This is a genomic window from Mycoplasma sp. 6243, assembly GCF_051200785.1.
Taxonomy (GTDB): Bacteria; Bacillota_I; Bacilli_A; order Mycoplasmatales; family Metamycoplasmataceae; genus Mycoplasmopsis.
In genome coordinates this window covers 286,759-308,144 of the sequence record NZ_CP195154.1, presented here as the reverse complement: position 1 = coordinate 308,144, position 21,386 = coordinate 286,759, and the positions used below count along the sequence as shown (strand labels likewise).

The 21,386-nt window shown below is 30.5% G+C and carries 16 protein-coding genes and 2 tRNA genes; 5 read left to right on the top strand and 13 right to left on the bottom strand.

Annotated features, from left to right (window positions below):
- Positions 1-29: 29 nt before the first annotated feature.
- From pdhA to lpdA, 4 genes are read left to right on the top strand one after another with little or no spacing between them, the layout of a single operon-like run.
- Positions 30-1,142 (top strand): pyruvate dehydrogenase (acetyl-transferring) E1 component subunit alpha, encoded by a 1,113-nt coding sequence (gene pdhA, locus ACR82Z_RS01460; protein WP_435130234.1) that lies wholly within the window; start codon positions 30-32, stop codon positions 1,140-1,142.
- Positions 1,142-2,134 (top strand): alpha-ketoacid dehydrogenase subunit beta, encoded by a 993-nt coding sequence (locus ACR82Z_RS01455; protein ID WP_435130232.1) that lies wholly within the window; start codon positions 1,142-1,144, stop codon positions 2,132-2,134. Before pdhA ends, ACR82Z_RS01455 begins: the two co-directional genes overlap by 1 nt.
- A 29-nt stretch (positions 2,135-2,163) precedes the next feature.
- Positions 2,164-3,099 (top strand): 2-oxo acid dehydrogenase subunit E2, encoded by a 936-nt coding sequence (locus tag ACR82Z_RS01450; protein ID WP_435130229.1) that lies wholly within the window; start codon positions 2,164-2,166, stop codon positions 3,097-3,099.
- 1 nt (position 3,100) lies between these two features.
- Positions 3,101-4,966, top strand: coding sequence for a dihydrolipoyl dehydrogenase (lpdA, locus tag ACR82Z_RS01445; RefSeq protein WP_435130227.1), 1,866 nt, complete (start codon positions 3,101-3,103; stop codon positions 4,964-4,966).
- 85 nt (positions 4,967-5,051) lie between these two features.
- Here the strand turns inward: lpdA and ACR82Z_RS01440 are convergent, their stop codons facing one another.
- The 3 genes from ACR82Z_RS01440 to ACR82Z_RS01430 form a co-directional block, all read right to left on the bottom strand.
- Complete coding sequence (locus tag ACR82Z_RS01440) at positions 5,052-6,110, bottom strand: zinc-dependent alcohol dehydrogenase family protein (RefSeq protein ID WP_435130224.1); 1,059 nt, start codon at positions 6,108-6,110, stop codon at positions 5,052-5,054.
- Positions 6,111-6,336: 226 nt separating this feature from the next.
- A tRNA-Arg gene (locus ACR82Z_RS01435) sits at positions 6,337-6,413 on the bottom strand.
- A 9-nt stretch (positions 6,414-6,422) separates the two neighbouring features.
- Positions 6,423-6,497 (bottom strand) — tRNA-Cys (locus ACR82Z_RS01430).
- Between the two features lie 326 nt (positions 6,498-6,823).
- On the opposite strand from ACR82Z_RS01430, the gene ACR82Z_RS01425 reads away from it, so the two are divergent.
- Entirely contained in the window at positions 6,824-9,664 is a 2,841-nt protein-coding gene (locus tag ACR82Z_RS01425) for a hypothetical protein (protein WP_435130221.1), read from the top strand.
- 37 nt (positions 9,665-9,701) lie between these two features.
- On the opposite strand, the gene ACR82Z_RS01420 is transcribed toward ACR82Z_RS01425, so the two are convergent.
- The 10 genes from ACR82Z_RS01420 to ACR82Z_RS01375 all read right to left on the bottom strand — a co-directional run bounded on the left by ACR82Z_RS01420 (position 9,702) and on the right by ACR82Z_RS01375 (position 21,384).
- Entirely contained in the window at positions 9,702-10,211 is a 510-nt protein-coding gene (locus ACR82Z_RS01420) for an adenine phosphoribosyltransferase (protein WP_435130218.1), read from the bottom strand.
- A 608-nt stretch (positions 10,212-10,819) separates the two neighbouring features.
- Entirely contained in the window at positions 10,820-11,695 is an 876-nt protein-coding gene (locus tag ACR82Z_RS01415) for a hypothetical protein (RefSeq protein ID WP_435130215.1), read from the bottom strand.
- Between the two features lie 364 nt (positions 11,696-12,059).
- The gene (locus ACR82Z_RS01410) at positions 12,060-12,182 is read right to left on the bottom strand and encodes a hypothetical protein (RefSeq protein ID WP_435128362.1); all 123 of its coding nucleotides are present in this window, start codon (positions 12,180-12,182) and stop codon (positions 12,060-12,062) included.
- Positions 12,183-12,306: 124 nt separating this feature from the next.
- Complete coding sequence (locus tag ACR82Z_RS01405) at positions 12,307-13,476, bottom strand: nicotinamide mononucleotide transporter (RefSeq protein ID WP_435130212.1); 1,170 nt, start codon at positions 13,474-13,476, stop codon at positions 12,307-12,309.
- Entirely contained in the window at positions 13,469-14,842 is a 1,374-nt protein-coding gene (locus ACR82Z_RS01400; protein ID WP_435130209.1) for a dihydrolipoyl dehydrogenase, read from the bottom strand. The genes ACR82Z_RS01405 and ACR82Z_RS01400 overlap by 8 nt, the downstream gene beginning before the upstream one ends.
- 123 nt (positions 14,843-14,965) lie before the next feature.
- Complete coding sequence (locus ACR82Z_RS01395; RefSeq protein ID WP_435130206.1) at positions 14,966-15,421, bottom strand: hypothetical protein; 456 nt, start codon at positions 15,419-15,421, stop codon at positions 14,966-14,968.
- Positions 15,409-17,817, bottom strand: a complete 2,409-nt coding sequence (locus ACR82Z_RS01390; RefSeq protein WP_435130203.1) for an ATP-binding cassette domain-containing protein — start codon at positions 17,815-17,817, stop codon at positions 15,409-15,411. The genes ACR82Z_RS01395 and ACR82Z_RS01390 overlap by 13 nt, the downstream gene beginning before the upstream one ends.
- Positions 17,810-18,859, bottom strand: a complete 1,050-nt coding sequence (locus ACR82Z_RS01385; protein ID WP_435130201.1) for an ABC transporter ATP-binding protein — start codon at positions 18,857-18,859, stop codon at positions 17,810-17,812. Before ACR82Z_RS01385 ends, ACR82Z_RS01390 begins: the two co-directional genes overlap by 8 nt.
- Positions 18,860-18,867: 8 nt before the next feature.
- The gene (locus ACR82Z_RS01380; RefSeq protein WP_435130198.1) at positions 18,868-20,223 is read right to left on the bottom strand and encodes an ABC transporter permease; all 1,356 of its coding nucleotides are present in this window, start codon (positions 20,221-20,223) and stop codon (positions 18,868-18,870) included.
- Positions 20,224-21,384: an ABC transporter permease gene (locus ACR82Z_RS01375; RefSeq protein ID WP_435130195.1), complete on the bottom strand. Its 1,161-nt coding sequence runs from the start codon at positions 21,382-21,384 to the stop codon at positions 20,224-20,226.
- Positions 21,385-21,386: the final 2 nt, after the last annotated feature.

Genomic DNA, 21,386 nt, shown 5'->3' with positions numbered 1-21,386 from the left:
AAATCAAACATTAAATCAGAAAGGATGTTATGACTTTTAAATTTGTAAAACCTGGATTAGTAATGTCTAAAAAAGAAGAAATTGTTCGTTTCTTAGACATTGATGGAAATTTAACAGCCGAAGGTAAAAAACACGACCCTAAATTATCAAAAGAAGAATTGTTAAAAGCATATAGATTCATGGTTCTTTCAAGAAGACAAGATGAATATATGACACAACTTCAAAGACAAGGGAGAATGCTTACTTTTGCACCTAACTTTGGTGAAGAAGCATTACAAGTAGCATCTGCTATGGTGTTAACTAAAGACGACTGATTTGTTCCAGCATTCCGTTCAAATGCAACAATGCTTTATATGGGAATGCCTATTAAAAATCAATTATTATACTGAAACGGAAATGAACGTGGAAGTGTAGTTCCAGAAGGAATTAATTTACTTCCTGTTAATGTTCCTATCGCGACACAATGTTCACATGCTGCCGGAATTGCTTATGCAGCAAAACAATTAGGTAAAAAAACTGTATCAGTTTCTTTCGTTGGAAACGGGGGAACAGCTGAAGGTGAATTCTATGAAGCAATTAATATTTCTTCAATTTGAAAATGACCATCAGTTTTCTGCGTAAACAATAACCAATGAAGTATTTCAACACCTGAAAAATTTGAAACTGGTTCAGAAACAGTTGCTGCTAAAGCTGCTGCTGCTGGAATGCCGGGAGTTCGTGTTGACGGAAATGACTTACTAGCTTCTTATGTAGTAATGAAAGAAGCAGTTGAATTTGCTCGTGAAGGAAATGGACCTGTTTTAGTAGAATTCATTACTTGAAGACAAGGACCGCATACTACATCAGATAACCCTAGAGTATATCGTACTGTTGAAGAAGAAAAAGAACACGAAAAATGAGAACCTATGCACCGTATTGAAAAATATCTATACGATAAAAAATACTTAACCGAAGCAGAAAGAGATCAAATGTGAGAATCTGCAATGGAAGAAGTTAAGAAAGCATACAACGAATCATTAGAAGAATTAGATGTAGACATCAACGAAGTATTTGACTACACCTATCACACACTTACACCTGAATTAGAAGAACAAAAACAAGAGGCTTTAGCTTACTATGCAAACTTAAAGGAGAGTAAATAATGGATAAAACAGTTACATTAAATAACATTGGTGCTTTAACTAATGCTATTGATTTAATGATGGAAAAAGATCCAACAGTTGTTCTTTGAGGACAAGATGCAGGGTATGAAGGTGGAGTTTTCAGAGCAACCGAAGGATTACAAAAGAAATACGGGCTTACCAGAGCTTGAGATTCACCTATTGCTGAAGCATCAATGTGTGGTGTTGGAGTTGGAGCAGCTATTTATGGACTAAAACCTATTGTTGAAATTCAATTCCAAGGATTCTCTTTCCCTGCATTTCAACAACTTTTTGTGCATGCAGCTAGATATAGAAACAGAACTCGTGGAAGAGTAACAGTTCCAATGGTATTAAGAATGCCTATGGCAGGTGGAGTTAGAGCTCTCGAACACCACTCAGAAGCGATTGAAGCACTTTATTCACACATTCCTGGATTAAAAGTTGTTATGCCATCAACTCCTTATGATACAAAAGGACTAATGATAGCAGCTATCAATGACCCAGATCCAGTTGTATTTTTAGAACCAAAGAAAATTTACCGTTCATTTAAACAAGAAATTCCAGCTGAAATTTATGAAGTTCCAATTGGAAAAGCAAATGTTTTAGTTGAAGGAAACGACTTAACTCTTGTAACATACGGAGCACAAGTTCACGAATCACTTGAAGCACTTAAAAAACTTCAAGCATCTAATCCAGAAATCAGTGTAGAATTAATTGACTTAAGAACTATTAAACCAATTGACACTGAAACTATTGTAAATTCAGTTAAGAAAACCGGAAGATTACTTGTGGTTCATGAAGCCGTTAGATCATTTTCAGTTTCAGCAGAAATTATTGCTAGAGTAAATGAAAGAGCATTTGAATACTTACAAGCTCCTTTAGCACGTTTAACCGGATACGACATCACAGTTCCTTTAGCACGTGGAGAAAAATATCACGCAATTGATAGTGATAAAATTGTTGCTAAAATTAAAGAGGTTGTTTCTTTTTAGGTTATAATTAACTACTAGAAAGGAAATTTATGGAAAGAAAAATCGCAACTCCTATTGCTCGTGCTGTAGCGAACAAATTGGGAATTGATATTAATTTAGTAACTGGAACAGGGCCACAAGGTAGAGTTACTGAAGCAGATGTTCGTGCATTTGCTGCAGCACCTGCTGCAAAACCTGCTGCTCCCGCTACCGCTGCACCTGCTGCTACTTCTGCTGCTCCTGCAGCACATGTTGATGTAGTGAGCAAACCTGCATCAGTTACCTTAGACGGAAGAAGAGAAAAAATTACTCCAATCCGTAATGCTATTGCTCGTGCAATGAAAACTTCACAAGCATCTGTTGCATACTTTTCGTTAGTAAATGAAATCGATGTAACTCGTCTTTGAGATTTAAGAAAATCAATCGTAGAGGATGTGCAAAAAGCTACTGGGGTAAAATTAACATTCTTACCTTACATTGCAAAAGCAATTATTACTGCTTTAAAAGAATTCCCTATTTTTGCTGCTAAATATGATGAAGCAGCTAACGAAATCGTTTATCCTACAACTATTAATTTAGGAATTGCTGTTGATACAGCAGCTGGGTTAATGGTTCCTGTAGTAAAAGATGCCCAAAACCTTACAATCGTGGATTTAGGTAAAGAAATTATCCGTTTAGCACTTGCTGCTAGAGATAAAAAAATTAAACCTAATGAAATGTCTGGTGGATCATTTACCATTACTAACTATGGTTCAGTAGGTGCTTTATTTGGAACACCTGTTATTAACTGGCCTGAAATATCAATCGCTGGTGTTGGAGCTATTCTTGATAAACCGGTTGTTAAAAATGGACAAATTGTACCTGGTAAAGTAATGAACTTTACCGTCGCTGCAGACCACAGATGAATTGATGGTGCTGCTGCCGGTAGATTCGCTGCTAGAGTTAAAGAATTACTTGAAAAACCAGAAATTTTAGGAGTTTTATAGTATGCATAAATTTAAATTTGCTGATATAGGAGAAGGATTACACGAGGGAACAGTTGCTGAAATTTACAAAAAAGAAGGTGATGAAGTAAAAGAAGGTGATTCGCTTTTTTCTGTTGAAACCGATAAAGTTACTTCAGATATCCCTTCACCTGCAACTGGTAAAATTGTGAAGGTTTTAATGGCTGTCGGGGATGTTATCCATGTTGGCCAAGAAATATATTATATCGATGATGGAAGTGGAGATGTTGAAGAAGCAGCCCCTGTCGCTGCTCCTGCACCACCTGCACCAACTAAAGAAGAACCTGCTGAAGAAGGTGGGGGAGCTTCAGTTGTAGGTGAAGTTAAGGTTTCAAATCAACTTTTTGACCTTTCTTCATTCAAAAGACCAGCAACCGCTACCAAACCTGCACCAGTTGCACCTGCCTCAACATCTGCTGCACCTGCAGTTGAGGCAAAGAACACAGGAAAAGCATATACAGGTAAAGTTGAAGAAGAATTTGACTTAATTGTTATTGGTTCTGGGCCTGGTGGATATTTAGCCGCTGAAGAAGCAGGTGGTGCTGGATTAAAAACTTTAATCATCGAAAAAGAATTTTGAGGTGGAGTCTGCTTAAATGTTGGATGTATCCCTACAAAAGCATTATTAAAAACTACTGAAGTTTTATCAAATATTAAACATGCACACGATTTTGGAATTGATGGAATAATTGATGTTAGTGTAAACTGAGAAAAAATGCATGCCAGAAAAGCCGGTGTGGTAAAACAACTTACTAATGGTGTACAAGCTCTAATGCGTATGAACAAGGTTAAAACTATCCTTGGAACAGCAAAATTTGTTGGAGCCCATGAAGTTGAAGTTGATTCAAAAGTTTACCGTGGGAAAAATATTATCATTGCAACCGGTTCATCTGATCGTAAAATACCACTTCCTGGATTTGAAGAAGGTTATAAATCAGGTAAGTTAATTACTTCAAAGGAAGCAATTAACCTTAAAAACAAACCACAATCATTAACTATCGTTGGTGGAGGTGTAATCGGGGTTGAATTTGCCCAAGTATTTTCTGCTGCTGGAACAAAAGTAACTATTTTACAAAACCTTCCAACTGTTTTAGCAATGCTTGATAAAGATATTATCAAACAAGTTACTGCTGATTTAAAAGAAGCAGGTGTTACAGTTATTGCTAATGCAAATACAACAAAATTTGAAAACAACAAAATTTTCTATACTGTAAATGGTAAGGAAGAATCAATTGAATCAGAATTAGTTTTAGTTTCTGTTGGTAGAGTTCCAGAATCACTTGGTTTAGAAGAAGTCGGAATCAAACTTGGAGATCGTAAGCAACTTTTAGTAGATGAATTCTGTAAAACCAATGTTGATGGTGTTTATGGTATCGGTGATGTTGTAGGTCAATCAATGTTAGCACATGTTGCTTACAGACATGCAATTGTTGCTGTATCTAACATTCTTAAAAAAGAAGTTAAATACTCTTCAAAAACCGTTCCTGCTTGCGTTTACACCCATCCAGAAATTGCAACTGTCGGATTAACTGAAGAACAAGCAAAAGAGCAAGGTAAAGATTTTATAGTAGCTAAACACCAATTCACATTCATTGGTAAAGCATTAGCAGCACACGAAGAAAAAGGTTTTGCTAAATTTATTATTGGAAAAGAATTTGGTGAAATTCTTGGATGTCACATTATTGGTGGAACAGCAACAGACTTAATCTCAGAGGTTGTTTTAGCTATGGATTTAGAATCAACTATCTATGAAATAGCTTCTGCTATACACCCACATCCAACTTTCTCAGAAGTATTATGAGAAGCTGCACGTAATGCAGTACATCAATTAAACAAACTAAAAAAATAAACAAAATAAAAGTATAAGTTCTCACTTATACTTTTTTTTCTTTTTAGGACTAGAATTAAAAACCAAGGATAATCCTTGGATTTTGTTATTTAGTTAAATCATTTTCAATAATAACTTTGAGCGCTCTATTGTCTCCGGCATGCTTAAAGATGTTATATGCAGTTTCCATTTCTGAAAGCTTAAAGTGGTGTGTTACCATTTTGCTTGCATCAATTTTTCCAGATTCTAAGACATCTAAAAGCATTTGTGTAGTTGTTGCATTTACTAAACCTGTTGAAAAAGTAATGTTCTTAATTCATAGTTTTTGCAATTCAAAACTTACTGGTTTACCATGTACTCCAACATTAGCTATGTGTCCACCGATAGCAACTATATTTTGTGCTACATCAAATGTTGCTGGATAACCAACACATTCCATTGCCACATTTACTCCACGTCCATTAGTAATTTCCGAAACTTTTGCTTTAATTTCTTCTAAATTACCTGATTTAATAGTATGTGTTGCACCGAATTTTTTTGCAAATTCTAGTCTTGATTCTGATAAATCAACCATAATAATCTTTGATGGTGAGTAAAATTGTGCTGTCAGTAAAGCGGCTAAACCAATTGGTCCTGCTCCAATAATCGCAACAGTATCTCCTGGTTTAATATGAGAACTTTGTACCCCGATTTCAAATGAGGTAGGGAAGATGTCAGATAACATTACTAAAGCATCATCAGATACTGTTTTAGGTGCATGATATAATGAACCATCAGCATGTGGAATGTGTACAAATTCTGCTTGTGTTCCATTAATATTATGTCCTAAAATTCATCCACCTGTTTCACAGTGTGCGGGAAGACCACGTTTACAGTAGTAGCATTTATTACATGATGTAATACATGAAACAATAACTTTATCACCTACTTTAAAGTTAGATACTGCTGAACCTACTTCCTCAACTATACCAATTCCTTCATGTCCTAAGATTTTACCAGGTTGTGTTTCAGGAACATCTCCTCCTAAAATGTGTAAATCTGTTCCACAAATAGTAGTTTTTAAAATTCGAACAACTGCATCGGTAGGCTTAATAACTCTAGGTTTGTCAAAGTCAACTAATTGTACTTTTCCTTCTTTATTAAATGTAATTGCTTTCATTTTCATAATAATTTCTCCTTTATTTTAAATAACTATCTGATAATATTATACTCTTACCGATAGAACTTGTAGAATTTTTTAGAAAAAATATGAAATTTATTTCATGTTTTTATCAAAACTGGTTTACTTTTTGTTTTGAATATATTACAAAACTAATACAAATAAAGCATCCAAATTTATGTAAAAATGTATTAAAATACCCCAAAATGGGGCTTATATGGTATTAAATATATGGCGCGCCCGGCAGGAGTCGAACCCGCAACCTTTAGGGCCGTAACCTAACACTCTGTCCAGTTGAGCTACGGGCGCATTTAATTATGGAGGCACTAACGGGATTCGAACCCGCACTCAAGGTTTTGCAGACCCATGCCTTGGCCATTTGGCTATAGTGCCTATAAATTGCTAAATTATTATAGCGAAAAACAACAAAAAACAAAATATTTTTATAGATTTTTTATAATTTTAATACATAAATATTTTTATTAATTTCTATCTTTTAAAATGTGGAAATACTTTTATATATATATTCTTATATTTATAACATATGATATAAGAAAGCAATATGAGATATTATTACTCTATAATCGTTAAATAACGATATCTTTTTATGGAAATTATGAAAATATTTATTTTATATAAGATTACATACTTTTTATATATATAATTAATTATATACATAAAAATTATAAAATATTTCTATAAGAAATTTAAGGGAAATTATGAAAAAGCACAAGTTATCAAAATTATTCTTATCAATTGCATCTTTAACTATAACTCCTATTGTTATTGCTGTAAGCTGCTCACCAAAAATAAAAGAAGAAGCAAAACCAGTTGATTTAAATTCTCCAAAAATGCAGGTTACAAAAACTACACCAACACATCCTATTGAAAAACCTAAACCTAATAACCCACAATCTCAAAATCTACCTATCAAAAACAATCCTAATCCAAGTGATGAAAAAAATAAACCTGATAAAGTAGATTATTCAAATGCTTTAGTTAAAAAACCAAATATAAGTGATCAAGTAATTTATAATAAAATATTAGAAAAACCTTTTAAAGGATTACAAAGATATAAAGATCCTGATTTTATAGGGATAGCTGGTGGAGGTAATGGAACTGATAACCAATTATTTTCAGTTAGAGATGGATTAGATATTAGTAAGCTTACATCAGATGGAAAAGAGGAAACTAAAAACAATAGAGTATTCGATAAATCTATATGAGATCCTAAAACTAAAACTATTACATTTAAATATATGGTAATTGGTGATGCAATGCAATATTCACAAACCATAACTTTAACAAATATAGTTGAAAAAACATCCGAGCAAAATCCAAAAAACCAAACAGAAACAAACATAGATTATTCAAATGCTTTAGTTAAAAAACCAAATATAAGTGATCAAGTGATTTATAATAAGATATTAGAAAAACCTTTTAAAGGGTTGCAAAGATATAATAATCCAAACTTTATTGGAATATCAGGAGGAGGAAACGGAACTGATAATCAATTATTTGATGTTAGAGATGGATTGGATATTACTAAACTTACATCAGATGGTAATCCTGAAACCAAAGATAATCGCAAATTTCTAAATTCAACCTGAGATCCTCAAACTAAAACTATTACATTTAAATATATGGTAATTGGTAGCAAAACAGAATACACACAAATTATTAAATTAACTAATATAACCGAACCTTCTACAAAAGATAATGATCAACCTACTAATAAAAATGGAACATCTGCTCCTAAACCTGATGTAGATAAAACAAAACAAGAAACTCAAAGTTCTGAACAAAAACAAACATCTGGAGCAAGAAGTAGTACCCCTCCAAAAACTCCAATTACATCCGAAACAGATGAAGGTGAAAAAACAAACAAATCTGAAAATACTGAACCAATTTCATATGAAAATGCATTAGAAAAATTACCTAATGTTACAGATGAAAAAATTTATAATAAGATTAAAGAAAGATTGCCAACAAAGAAAAATGTATTCCCTGGGTTACAAAGATATAAAGAGACAAAGCTGGAAAAGCAGAAAATAGCACTTACTTTTTTTGGAATAGCAACTGGTGGTACAAGTGATGATAATAAACTCTTTAAAACAAAAGATGGACTTGATCCACTAAAATTAAAAGATATCCCAAAAACACAAACCTCTGAAACTAAGAAAACTAGAAAGAAGGGACGTAATAAACATAACAATAATGTATTTGAGAGTTCAATTTGAAATGAAGAAGACAAAACATTAACATTTAGATATATAGTTGATGGTGAAAATAAAACATACGAGCAAAAAATCAAACTTAATATAACAACACAAGAACAAGATCCAAAAAATCCTAATACATCACAAACAAATAATACTCCATCTGATAAGGGTAATCAAAAAACAAACTCAACAGGTAAAACTAATGAAAAGGTTAGTTCTGCAGAGACAAAGCAACAAAATACAGAACATCAAGATTCTTCAAGAGAAGAATCACCTAAAGATGTAAATTCTAAAACTGACAACGAACCAAAAACCACAGATTCTACAAAAACTCCGCAAGGAAAACCTGATTCATCAGATACAACAAATCCAAAAACAGAAAGTGATTCGCCAAAAAACTCTACTCAACCCACAGGTAATTCTGTTTCTGTACAAAAAAATAACAATGAACAAAATATACAATCTGGTTCAGGTGAAACAGTCCATGAAATACCCCCTGCTCCAGCAGCATTAAAGGCTGAAAAGCCTAATGCAAATGCACAAACAACATCAAGTGAAACTTCTAAAAATCAACTAGAAAACTCAGAACCAACATCTAATGATAATACAAATGATCAAAGTGCAAAAACACCAACTGAAGAAAATAATCAGAAAGATACCCTTTCAGAAGAACCTACATTAAAATCTTCTGAATCAGAACATAGAGTTGTAGCAAGTCAAAATAACCAACCTAATCCAAACGAAAATCACGAACAGCAATATGAACAAAACCAACCAAGTGATTCAGCACAAACAGGAACTCCACTTAACGGAACCGAAAACCCGCAAGAACAACCAAAATTAAAAACTGAAACTTTACCAAAAAATAATGTAGAAGATTCCGATAATGCAAAAGTTGCAGGTGGTTATGAATCAAAAAATGTAGGTAATGAAAATGAAGAAGAAAGTCCAAAACAAAGTGAAGACACTATTAAAACTGCTCCATTAAAATTATATGATGGTGTTACAAAAGAAAAAGTCAAAGAACAAATTCAAAAAGCACTCGAAAAGAAAACAAAGCCAAAGAAAAATAAAATTCAAAATCAAAAATTTCCTGGTTTACAAAAATATGGAACCAAAGGAAAAGAATATGTTGGAATATTAGGTATGGGAAATAAAAATGATAATAAATTATTTTCTTTTGCAGATGCATCATATGCAAATAGAATTACATCAAAAAAATCAGATGTTAAAAAATTCACCGATTCCGCTTGAGATCCTAATACAAACACATTAACATTTAAATACCATATTGATGACGACAATAAAGAATACTCACAAACTTTTGTGTTAAGTTAAAAAAAATATCACAAATTAGATGCCTAATTTGTGATTTTTATACCTTAATTAATGAAACTACTTCGGTATGTTCACCTAATAATTTTCTTCCATGCAATTCTTGTAATTCTAATAAAACAATTACTTTTTTAACTTCAACTCCTTGCGATTCTAATAACTTAATAATTGCTTTGGTCGTTCCACCAGTTGCAAGCACATCATCCACAATTGCAGCCTTTTGACCTGGTTTAACAAACCCTTTTTGTAATTCTAAACTATTGCTTCCATATTCCAAATCATAAGACATAGAAATAACTTCACCTGGTAGTTTATTAGGCTTACGAACCATAATAAATGGTTTTTTTAAAAAAGCAGCAGCGGGTGTACCGAATAAGAATCCTCGCGCATCTGGGCCTACTATGATATCAACATCTTTGCACTCATCAGCAATCTTTGAAATTGTATAATTTAAAGCCTCTCCGTCTGCTAATAAAGGTGATATATCTTTAAACATTATCCCTGGTTTTGGAAAGTCGGGAACATTTCTGATTAATTTTGCTATATTCATATTTTAATTATAAACTATTTGCTTATTTTTTGCTATATTTATCAAAAAAATTCTGAAATATTATTCAAAACTTTACATAGTTACAATGTATAAAAATTATATAGCATAAAGCAGGATTAATCACTTTTTTACCAGTTTTTTTAATACCATAAAAAGTCTAATTTAAGATTTTTCTGTTTACTTTTTATAATAAAACACCTTTATATAAAAATATAAAAAACAAAATCTGAAAAAGTGACTTGTAGCAAATAAAATATTTGCGTATCTGCCACAGATATAAAGTTTTTTTGTTTCTTTTTTTCAAAAAGAAAATTCCCCATACTATTTTGCTATGTAGGCGGGGGTTAGGAGTGGTAAAAGTGAGAAACCCTTAAAACATTTGTATGTGTATGTTTTAAACGATTTTCCTGTAAAGGAAAAATCCCAAGACTTCTTGTGGTAAAATATTCATAAATTTTGTTTGTTTGATTTTATAAATTTGTGATGTTATCGAGTTTTTTACGAGCATCTTCTGAGTTCATCTAGTATTTGTTGCAATATTTTTATTTCATCAATTTGTATATTTATCAGATGAAGCAATTTTTCTAATTTTTAAATCAAGTAATTTATTAAAGGAGAAACCACTCGAAAGAAGTCTTGATATGATTTATACTTCTTTTACCCCTAATAGCGAGCGTTTTTTCAGATGCTATTTTCTCATAATGAGTCATATCTTTTGTAGATATCGGTTTTGCTTCATATCTTTTATTTTTGGTTCTAAAATATAATTTTTCGTCTGTTCCTATGACAAATTTTATATCTGTGCTGCTATTAATTTTAATTCTTTTGTCATTTTCATAGGGTGCATAATTTACATTATTATAAGTTACTGCAGCAGCATTAATTTTTCTTTTTATCTCTAAATCAAAGTAATTTTCTAGGTATTCTTTATGTGGTTGTCTAAAGAAATTACTTTGTGGATTTTGTATAACACTTTTTCTTGTAATATTTAAATAATTCATTAATTCACCTATATTTTGGTTCAATTCTTCAATTGTTTTATAATTGTGGTCTTTTATTTCAACTTGGAATTCTCTTTTGTGCAAAAAATCTCAAAAACGTTCAATATGTGGTTTTCCGTTTGATTCAGAAGTGGTTATAAATTCTATTCCTAAATCTCTTACGGCATTATATGTAGAAGCATTTGATTCAGCAGAATTATAAAAATTCTTTCTGTTATCTGTAATAATCATTTGTGGAATTCCATAATTATTTATCATTTTTTCAATATTTGATTGATGTCCATTTAATGATTCTGCTTTTTTCTCAAAATGTAATGACAAAATTAAACCTGTTGCTACATCAATGGAACCAATTAATGTTATTTCTTTATTATTTAAGAATTTGTGTGAGCATCCATCTATTTCTACCCTTTGACCAAATGAGAAATTTCGTCTTTGTTCGGTTCTAATTACTTCTTTTTTCTTAGGTTTTTTAAAAACCATATTATCAAAAAGATATTCCTTATTCGTTAATTTTGCATACTTTACATATTTTTTGCAGAATTTTTGCTACTTTTATAAGCAAAAGCAGATGTAACACCTAATTTTATTAGTCTTTTATGAAATTGAGAGTAAGATATATTCGAGTTTATTTTTTCATTATATAAAAACAAACTCAAATATGAATCTGTTGAACTCTTCCCGTCGCTTAGTGAGGAGTTTTTTATTATTATAATCTTCTGCTAATTTCTTTATCTCTTCATTTGAGTATTTTCAGGCATGAATGTTATCTCTATTCTTATGAAGAACAAATTTTTTAATAAACTTCTTCTCCCTTTTGTACTAATTTTCTTATATTTAATAACAGTTACGAGAGATTTTCCGATTTTTTTGCTAAACTCTGTATTGTTAAATCACTAAATTGCATTACTGTTTGTAAATTTATCAGTCTTGTTTTTTCGAAATTAGATAATTCAAAGTTATTGTTCATTATTAAATCCTTACAAAATTATATACTATAGTAATTAGTAAAATTTTGTTTAATAATTCACGATTTTTTGCTATATTTATCAAAAAAATAAAACACATAAAATTTTTATGTGTTTTATAAAATCCTAGTTATATGTATAACTGTGATCAAAAGAAGTTAATAAATGTGGTAATTTTTCAATGTTAGTTGTATAATCCATTTTTGGTCTAAGGAGAATTGAAAGTTGATAAATTTTCTTTCTAAATGCTCATTTTAACTTAGATATTTTACTATCCAACACAATGCGCGATTCGATGGTATGAAGTAAGGACTTCATATCTCATAAAATAATATTCTTCATATTTCCATAGGTAGGTTTAAATTGATAAATTGATTCTTTTAATAACTTTTTAGCATCTGCATATGAGAGCTTATTAGCAACTTCAATTTTATCATAGATTACATATCCGTTTTCTTTTAACGAAGCAGCCATATGTGCTGAGAGAACTGAATTTGCTTCTGTTTGTAGTTTAACTCTAACTTCTTGTTTTCTTGAAGTTACATAAAAGTAGAATAATGACATATTCATATACACTGCATTTAATAAAATTACAACAATGCTAAAGAAACCAACTCCACCAAAGAAGACAAAGGAAATGATGTTTTTAACAATTCATACATATCAGTTTTCTCGAAAACCTAATGAAAGCATCATCAATGCTACAACTGAAAGTGAATTAATCATTGATAATAGTATGTTTCCATCAAGTTTATATTTATAAAAGGTCCCAAAAGCATTTTGCACAGGATCGAATCCAAAAGTGATGTTGTATAAATAAGTAACTTGTGGATTTAAGAAGTAAAAAGCAATTGATAAAATAATAAAAATCATTCCAAAAAAAGTTCATGTATGAACACCCGAAACAAAGTATTCAAAGACAATCTTTTTACGAATATATGTTTTATGGAAGTTAAAAATTAAAATTGGTATATATATGAATAAATTAATTAACCCATCGATAATTAAATAGTTATAGAAAGCAAAGCAGATAAAGAAGATAATATTTATCAAGCTTAGCAAATAAGCGATTTTATAATGCTTTGAAAAGAAATAATTAGCTAAAATACCAAAGATACCAGAAAATGAAACTAAAACATTGATAATTGCAACCGAACGGTTCGGGTTTTGTCATGCTCACACTTTATAATCAAAATTATAAAGTGAAACATATACCAACACTACTATGTTAATTACAATATAACATTTCTCTATTACGTCACGATGTTTAAGAACTTGTTGCTTGAACTTAAGCATTTTTCTTTAAAGCCACAGTACGTGATGAATAATAAAGTGCTTCAGCAATAGTTGGGTGTGTGTAAATAGATTCTTGTAGTTGTTTAAAGGTAACTTTTTGTTGCATTGCAAATGCGACTTGGTTGATTAAAATATGTCCACCTTCTAAGAACATAAAACTTCCTAGAATTTCTCCGGTTGATTTAGAAACAAAGAATTTAACGAAAGCCAATTCATTTGCTAAACCATCAGCATGCATTCTTGGTAATGCCATACCAGGAACCATTACTTCATTAAATTCAACCCCTTCTTTTTCTAATTGAGTGGCTGTTTTACCAACACCGGCTAATTCAGGGTTTAAATAAATTGCTCATGGAACATTGTTTAAGTTTAATTTTTCAGGTTGTAATCCTAAAATATCTTTAGCAATCACATCTGCTGTTTTGTAAGCAACGGTAGAAAGCATAAATAATCCAGTTGCATCACCTAAAGCATAAACATGGTCTAAACTGGTTTTCATTGATTCATTTACTTCAACAAATCCACGAGCATTTAGTTTTAATTTAAGTGCATCTAGACCAGATAGGTTTGCTACTCTACCAATTGCTACTAATGCTTTTTGTGAAGCCAATGAGTGTTTTTGCTCTTTTCATTGATAACTTACAAATCCATTAGAAACTGATTCTAAGTTCATTTCATCAACAATTACAACACCTTTTGCTTCTAAGGTAGCACGAACCGCCTTAGCAGCGTGTGGATCAAGATGTGCTAAGAATTTAGTGTTACATAAAATAGTAACTTTAGTTCCTAATGTGCTATAAAAATAAGCAAATTCTAATGCAATAGGTCCTGCTCCAATAATTACTAGTGTTTTTGGTGCAGCATCTAATTTCATTGCTTGTTCAGAATCGATTAAGTATCCTGATTCATATGCTTCCTTGGCACCTTCGATGCTTAATGCACGATTTGATGAACCAGTTGCTACAACTAATTTATCAAAGTGTAATGTTTCTTCATTAACTGTTAAACTGTGTTCATCTACAACAGTACCCATTCCTTTGAATACATCAACATGAGCACCTGCTAAAAAGTTGCTAATAGCACCGTTCAAAAGTTCTTTGTTTGCTTTACGACGGTTTTGCATTACTTGGAAGCTATATCCAAGGTATTTGTTGAAAACTCCATATTTTTCAGAATGTTGAATTGTGTCTAAAACTTTTGCTGACTTAATTAAAGTTTTAGTAGAGATGCAGCCTTTGTTAACACAGGTTCCACCTAAATCTTCTTTTTCAACTAAGGCTACTTTAAGCCCGTTGCTTGATAGAATACCAGCCAAAGTGTACCCACCAGGTCCAGCACCTAATACTACGACATCATAGTGTTTCATATTTCTCCTTTATTTTTAAATATATACATATATTATAAACAAAATAATAATAAAAAGTGTAAAAAAATCATTTTTTTAATATGTTTTTGCATTTTTTAAAAACAAAACACAACTGAATGTGTTTTATGCATAAGCGATAATTACAACTATTAAACTTGCAATAAAATAAATTATTAAGTTAAAATAAAATGGAAAATTAGATTTTTTGATTTTTGGTTGCTGTTTGTGTTTTTTTTGTTCTAAATATACAACTTTTTCAGCATGAGTCATTCTTAACATCTTTTTTTCTTCTTTATATCGCGATGAAATAGACTTATTTTCACGAAATCTTTCAAATGTTCGTTCCATAAATCCTCATTTAAACACTAAAATAAGTAATACAAATGCTAATGTTATTAAGGCAGAAGCAGTAAAAGCATTAATAATTCAATTTACATCTTTTTTATAGTTTATCCCAGCAGAAATAGCAAAAATAAGCCAGAAGATAAAAAAGTATGCTAATAAAATGTAATAAAATCGTTTGCTTTTAAACTGTGATTTAATTAAATTAGTAAATTTTGCTCACATTATTTGCTTCATTTTAGGATTTGCTCATCTGTTGCATAAACATAATGAGTTTGCTCATTTTCGCTAATATCTTGATTTTTAGGTAGATTTGGATATTTTTGCTCATCCATATATGAAAGTTCAAATTTTACATCCTTAAATTTCTCATTTGCATTTGAAATTTTAGGGATAGCTTTAAATAAATTAATTGTATATGGATGAATTGGGTTTTGATAAATTGCATTAGTATGCCCTGATTCAACAATTTTACCTAAATGCATTATTAATACCCGATCTGCAATATATTCAATCATTGATAAATCGTGTGCAATAAAAATCATTCCAATGTTCTTTTGTTTACATAAATCCTTAAGCAAGTTAACAATTTGTGCTTGAATCGAGATATCCAAAGAAGCAATTGGTTCATCAGCAACAATGATTTTTGGTTCTGTGATTAAAGCACGAGCTATCACAATTCTTTGACGTTGACCACCTGAAAATTCATGTGGATAACGATAGGCAAATTGTTTTAACAAACCAACATCTTCTAAACTTTTGTATATGGTATTACGTGTTAAAAGACTTGATATCTTATGAATCCGTCAAAATTTAGTGATGAAATTAATTGGTTTTTTATAAAATTTATTTTGCAGGAAAATATCATAATTGGATATACCTAAAAATAAATAAATAGCTTTCAAGTCTTTATTTAAATACCTACTTTCAATTTCAAAAGATTTAATTCCATTTAACTTATCATATACATTTGAAATAAAAACTTTATAATCAACTTTATATTGCTTTAATGTTGCTTTAAGTTTGTTATGTAAATGCACATCATCTTTTTTATTAATAAGTTGCTGCTTAGTTTTATCAATATAATTTGCTTTAAAGTATGCTAAAAATTGTTTATGGATTTGGTTGAATTTACCTATCAATCCTTTATCAATAGCAATAAATGATTTACTAATATCTTCTTGCTCTTGAACTTGCTTTTTAAGTTCTAAAACTCTTAATTTATATGAATCCATATAAGTTTGAAGTTCTTTATCGAAGTTTTCTTGTGTTTGTTGCAATCTTTGTTTTGCTTGGTTAAAAGCATCTTTATTTATTTTTGGTTTAACAAAAAATCCTTTAATGGTTGTTTTTAAGCTTTTTACAAAGGTTTTTCACTTACTTTTAGCATCGCTTCGATATTGATCCTGGATATATTTAGATTGCTTTAAATAATCCGATAAATCAAAGTTGAAATTTGAAACCACAATATTTTTAATAGTTTTTGAAAATTCAGAAAGTTTATTAAAATCAAATGGATTGGCATTAAGTTGATGTTTAAAAAACTCACTTGATTTGTCTTGCAAATGATTAATTAACTGTTGCAACTCGTCAAAATCTAAGTATCTAAGTTTAGATTTATGCTTTATAAATATCTTTTTAATATGATTATTTAGATGATATATTTTTACCTTATAAGCAAAATAATCAATATATGGACTTCCATATGCTTCATTAAAAAGTAATTTTGATTCATTTTTTAACTCTGAAATAAAGTTATTTAATGAGTTTTTTGAATCCAAATACTTTTCTCTTCAAGAAAATAAAGATTTTTTTAGTTCGCTAGCAGCATTAAAAGTATTTTGTTTAGATTCAAAATACTCATATGTGTGTCAAAGCAGTTGTTTTTGTTTTTTATATTCAGCCCTTGCTTGTTTTAGTTCAACCTCATCTAAATCAATTTGTTCATTTCGAAATTGCTGTTTCTTCTGATCATATAAACTAATTAATTTTTCAGTGTTCTTGTATAAACTATCAATAATCAGTGAGTTATTTTTACTTTTTTCTTCTAAGTATGCAAAATATGCATTAAATTTATCTTCAAAACTTCCTTCAACTGCATCTAAGTTGAAATTATTAAAATATTCATTTCATTTATTATAAAATGGTTGGTTTAATGAGTTTGCTATTTTTAAATTCTCCAATTTTAATTTCAGCGCTTCTTCTAAAAAAGAATAATGAAAGTTGTATTGGACCGATTCTCAATCCTTTTTAATATCAGAAATTTTATTTTTTATAACACGATTTACCACTAAGGGTTCTTTTAGAATGCTAAAGATATTATTTTGTCCATTTAATGAAGCCATAGGGTCTTGGAAAATCATTTGAATATTTTTACGCATAAAGCGATTTGTTTTGCGTGAAATTTGCTTCCCTGATACTAATTTACCATTAATTCGAACAAAACCGTTATAATCATCATATAAACGAAGCAACGAACGTCCTACGGTTGTTTTACCAGAACCAGATTCACCAATTAAACCAAGGATTTCACCTTCAGAAACATCAAAACTAACATCGTCGACTGCTTTATTAATATGATTTTTATTAATAAAGAACTTTTTTAAATTTGTAACTTCAAGTATTTTACTCATCTTTAAATACCTCTTTAAAGCTTTTTAATCGTGATGTTAATTCGGGACTTAATGAAACTTTGGGTGCATCAGGATGCAGCAATCATGTTGCAGCTGCATGGGTGGAAGAAACTTCAAATAATGGAGGTTCTTTAATAAAATCAATTTCTAATGCATAATCATTTCTCGGAGCAAAAGCATCGCCAAGTGGTAAATTATTCATATCAGGTGGTGTTCCTTTAATTGAATATAAGCGATCTTCTTTGTTTTCTGGGATCGCAGAAATCAACGCTCATGTATATGGATGTTTTGGATCAGTAAAAATATCTTTTTTGCTTCCTTTTTCAACTATTTTTCCAGCGTACATAACATAAATATAATCACAAAATTTAGCTACAACTGAAATATTATGACTAATTAAGATAATAGCAATATTCATTGAAGTACGGATTTCATCAAATAAAGCTAACACCGATGCTTGCACTGTTGGATCAAGTGCTGTTGTTGGTTCATCTGCGATTATTAAGCTTGGCTTTAATGCCACAACCATCGTAATTACAACTCTTTGCTTCATCCCACCCGACAAAGTATGTGGATACATATCAAAGACACTTTCACAATTACGGATTCCAAATTTATCAAGTAAACCTACTAAGTATTTTCTTTTTTCACTATATGGCTTACTTTTTCATTCTGGATTTTTATTTAAAGCATCTAAAAGTTGTTTTCCTACCTTACGGGTTGGATTTAATGATGTAAGTGGGTCCTGTGGGATGTAACCAATTTTGTGTCCACGAATCTTTTGTCAGTAACTTTCTTTTTTTGAATCAATTAAGCTAATTCCATCAATTTGCATAATTTCAGCAGAAACAACTGAATTATCATTAATATTTAAAAATGCTTTTGATGTAACTGACTTACCAGATCCTGATTCACCGACTAAACCAACTATTTCTCCACGGTTGATAGTAATATCAACTCCTCGCACTATGCTGATGAATTTGTTATAACCGGTTTTAAAACTAACTTTAAGATCTTTGACAACTAATAATTTTTCTTGCATAAAATCTCCTATTTAGTTTTGATTACTTTTGGATCAAGAGCATCATGAACACCTAATGCGATAAAGTATAATGATACTGAAATTGAAAGTAAAATTAAGGCAGGTAGTAATAATGATCAAAAGTTTTGTGCTGCTTCAGATGATGCTGAAAAGATTATTTCACCTAAGTTTACATCAGTGTCACTACTAAAAAATCCTAAGAAAGCAAGGGATGAAACAGAAAGGATAATTGATGGAATTTGAGTTACATAATTAGTAGCAATTTTACCAATTATTCCTGGTAATGCATGTTTATAAATCAAACGAATTTTTGAAGCACCTACTGATTTGGATGCAGTTATAAACTCAGAATCTTTAACAGTGATTATAAATAAACGAGTTCCCCCTACTGATCCAACTCACCCTACTACAACCAATGCAATTCCTAAGGCTAAATCAGATGTACCGAATAAGGTAACTGCAATTAACAATCAAATAAGGGTTGGTGGTGCTGAAAAAATATCAATAAGTCGCATCATAATAGTATCTATTTTAGAACCAACATGGAATCCTAAATATGCTCCTATAATAACACCAATAATAGTTTGAATTGATGCTACGATAAATGCTAAACGTAGTGCTTTTCAAGTTCCAACTCATGATCGAGTTCAAATATCGATACCCTTTGCGGTTGTTCCTAAAAAAGTATCTAATTTTGTTTGTGGATTTAAAGCAAGTGCTTGATCATATAAACTTTGATATTCGTTTTGATTTAAATTTTGTGCAATATTTGATTTATCAAAAATCAAATATGCACTGTATACTCGGTATCAACGATACATATCAATTAATATTTCAGATTGCTTTGTTGATCCATTAATGCCTTGCACTGTATATTCTCTTGTTTTTAAAACTGAAGCAGCAGTGGCATCTTTTGAAATATCTAAAAACTTATCAAAAAAGCCTCCATAATTTTCGTGAAAAGCTGCTTTGTATTTCGGAATATCTTGTTCAAAACCAGCGCTTTTTAGTGTTATATAAGGTTGATACGAAGCTGGTAAAGATTTTATCGAAGGAGGCCCAAAAATAGTTTTACCTTGTTGATCTGCAATTAAATTTAAACTAATTGTGTCTGAAATCGATTCATTTGCTGAATATTTAGAACTAATAGTTACAATAATCGAAATTAAAAGCACGATTATAAAGACAATTAAAAATAATACGGATGGTCAACTTTTAAAGAATCTTTTGAGAATTTCTAAAAGTAATTTTTTTGGTTTTCCAGCTATATTAGAAAATGTTTTTTGGTTATTTGCTAGTGCAAAAGGAGTTTGTATACCATTAAAAGATAATTTATATTTTTTATTAAATTCTTTTGCAGTCATCTATATTCCTTTCGCTTTCATTCTAGCAAATTCTTTGTTTCTTTTTCTGGTAACTAAGAACAGTTTTCATAAGTTAGAACCTTTTGTTCCATATTTAATGCGTGGATCTAAAATGGTATATGAAACATCAACTAAAACGGATGTAAATACCCCGAGTAATGTGAAAAAGAAGGTATTAAACATAATAATATTAATTTCACCATTCGGAAATGCGTTAGCAATAATTTGTGATGTCCCAGGAACTTTTCAATATCTTTCGATTACTATTCCACCTGTTAACAATCCAATATATGATGGAATGATAATTGCAGCAAGTGGAATTGAAATATTACGTAATACATATTTAAAGAATATTTCAACTCTACTTAGTCCTTTTGATTTTGCTATTAAAACATAATTTGATGTTAGCACAGTAATAACTTGATTTCGAGTGTAACTGATATAACCTGATAATGAACCTAAAACAATAATCACAATTGGTGGTAATCACGAAATAACAACTTGACTTTGAGTCTGTGCTGCCGCTTCTGCCGTTCCAGGTATCGCAACAGTTGGTGAAACACCAGATGAGGCTAAAATAGTAATTAAAATTGGTGCTACTATAAATGAAGGTAATGCAATAAAAATTAATGAAAAGAAATTTACCACTGCATCAACTAATGTACCACGTTTATAACCAGCAAAAATTCCAAACAATATCCCTAAAAATGCACTAATAACAAATGCTGGTAAAGTGATAATAATTGAGTATTTTAAGCGCGAAAAGAATAATTGTGGGATGCTATTTACCCCTAAACTTGCAAATAATTTATCATCAAATGGTAAACCAAATGGATTCGCTTTATTAGTAAATAAATCATTTACCCAATAACCAAAACGAATTATTGGATTAAGTTTATAGGTTTTTCAAACATTTTGATATTGGTCATACTTTCCACGTCAATCACTTGGTAGAAAATGATAATCAATACTTTTTTCAAAACTTTGTCTAGATATATTCTGTAATGCTACCTGACTTTGACCTTCAGCACCGTTCTTTGAATTTGCAGTTTGTACAAATGGATTATCAGCAAACTGTGCTGTAAGTGTATATACAACAAAGATAATGATAATCAATGTTAATAATGCAAATCCTATCCGTTGTAAAATGTACTTAGTCATTT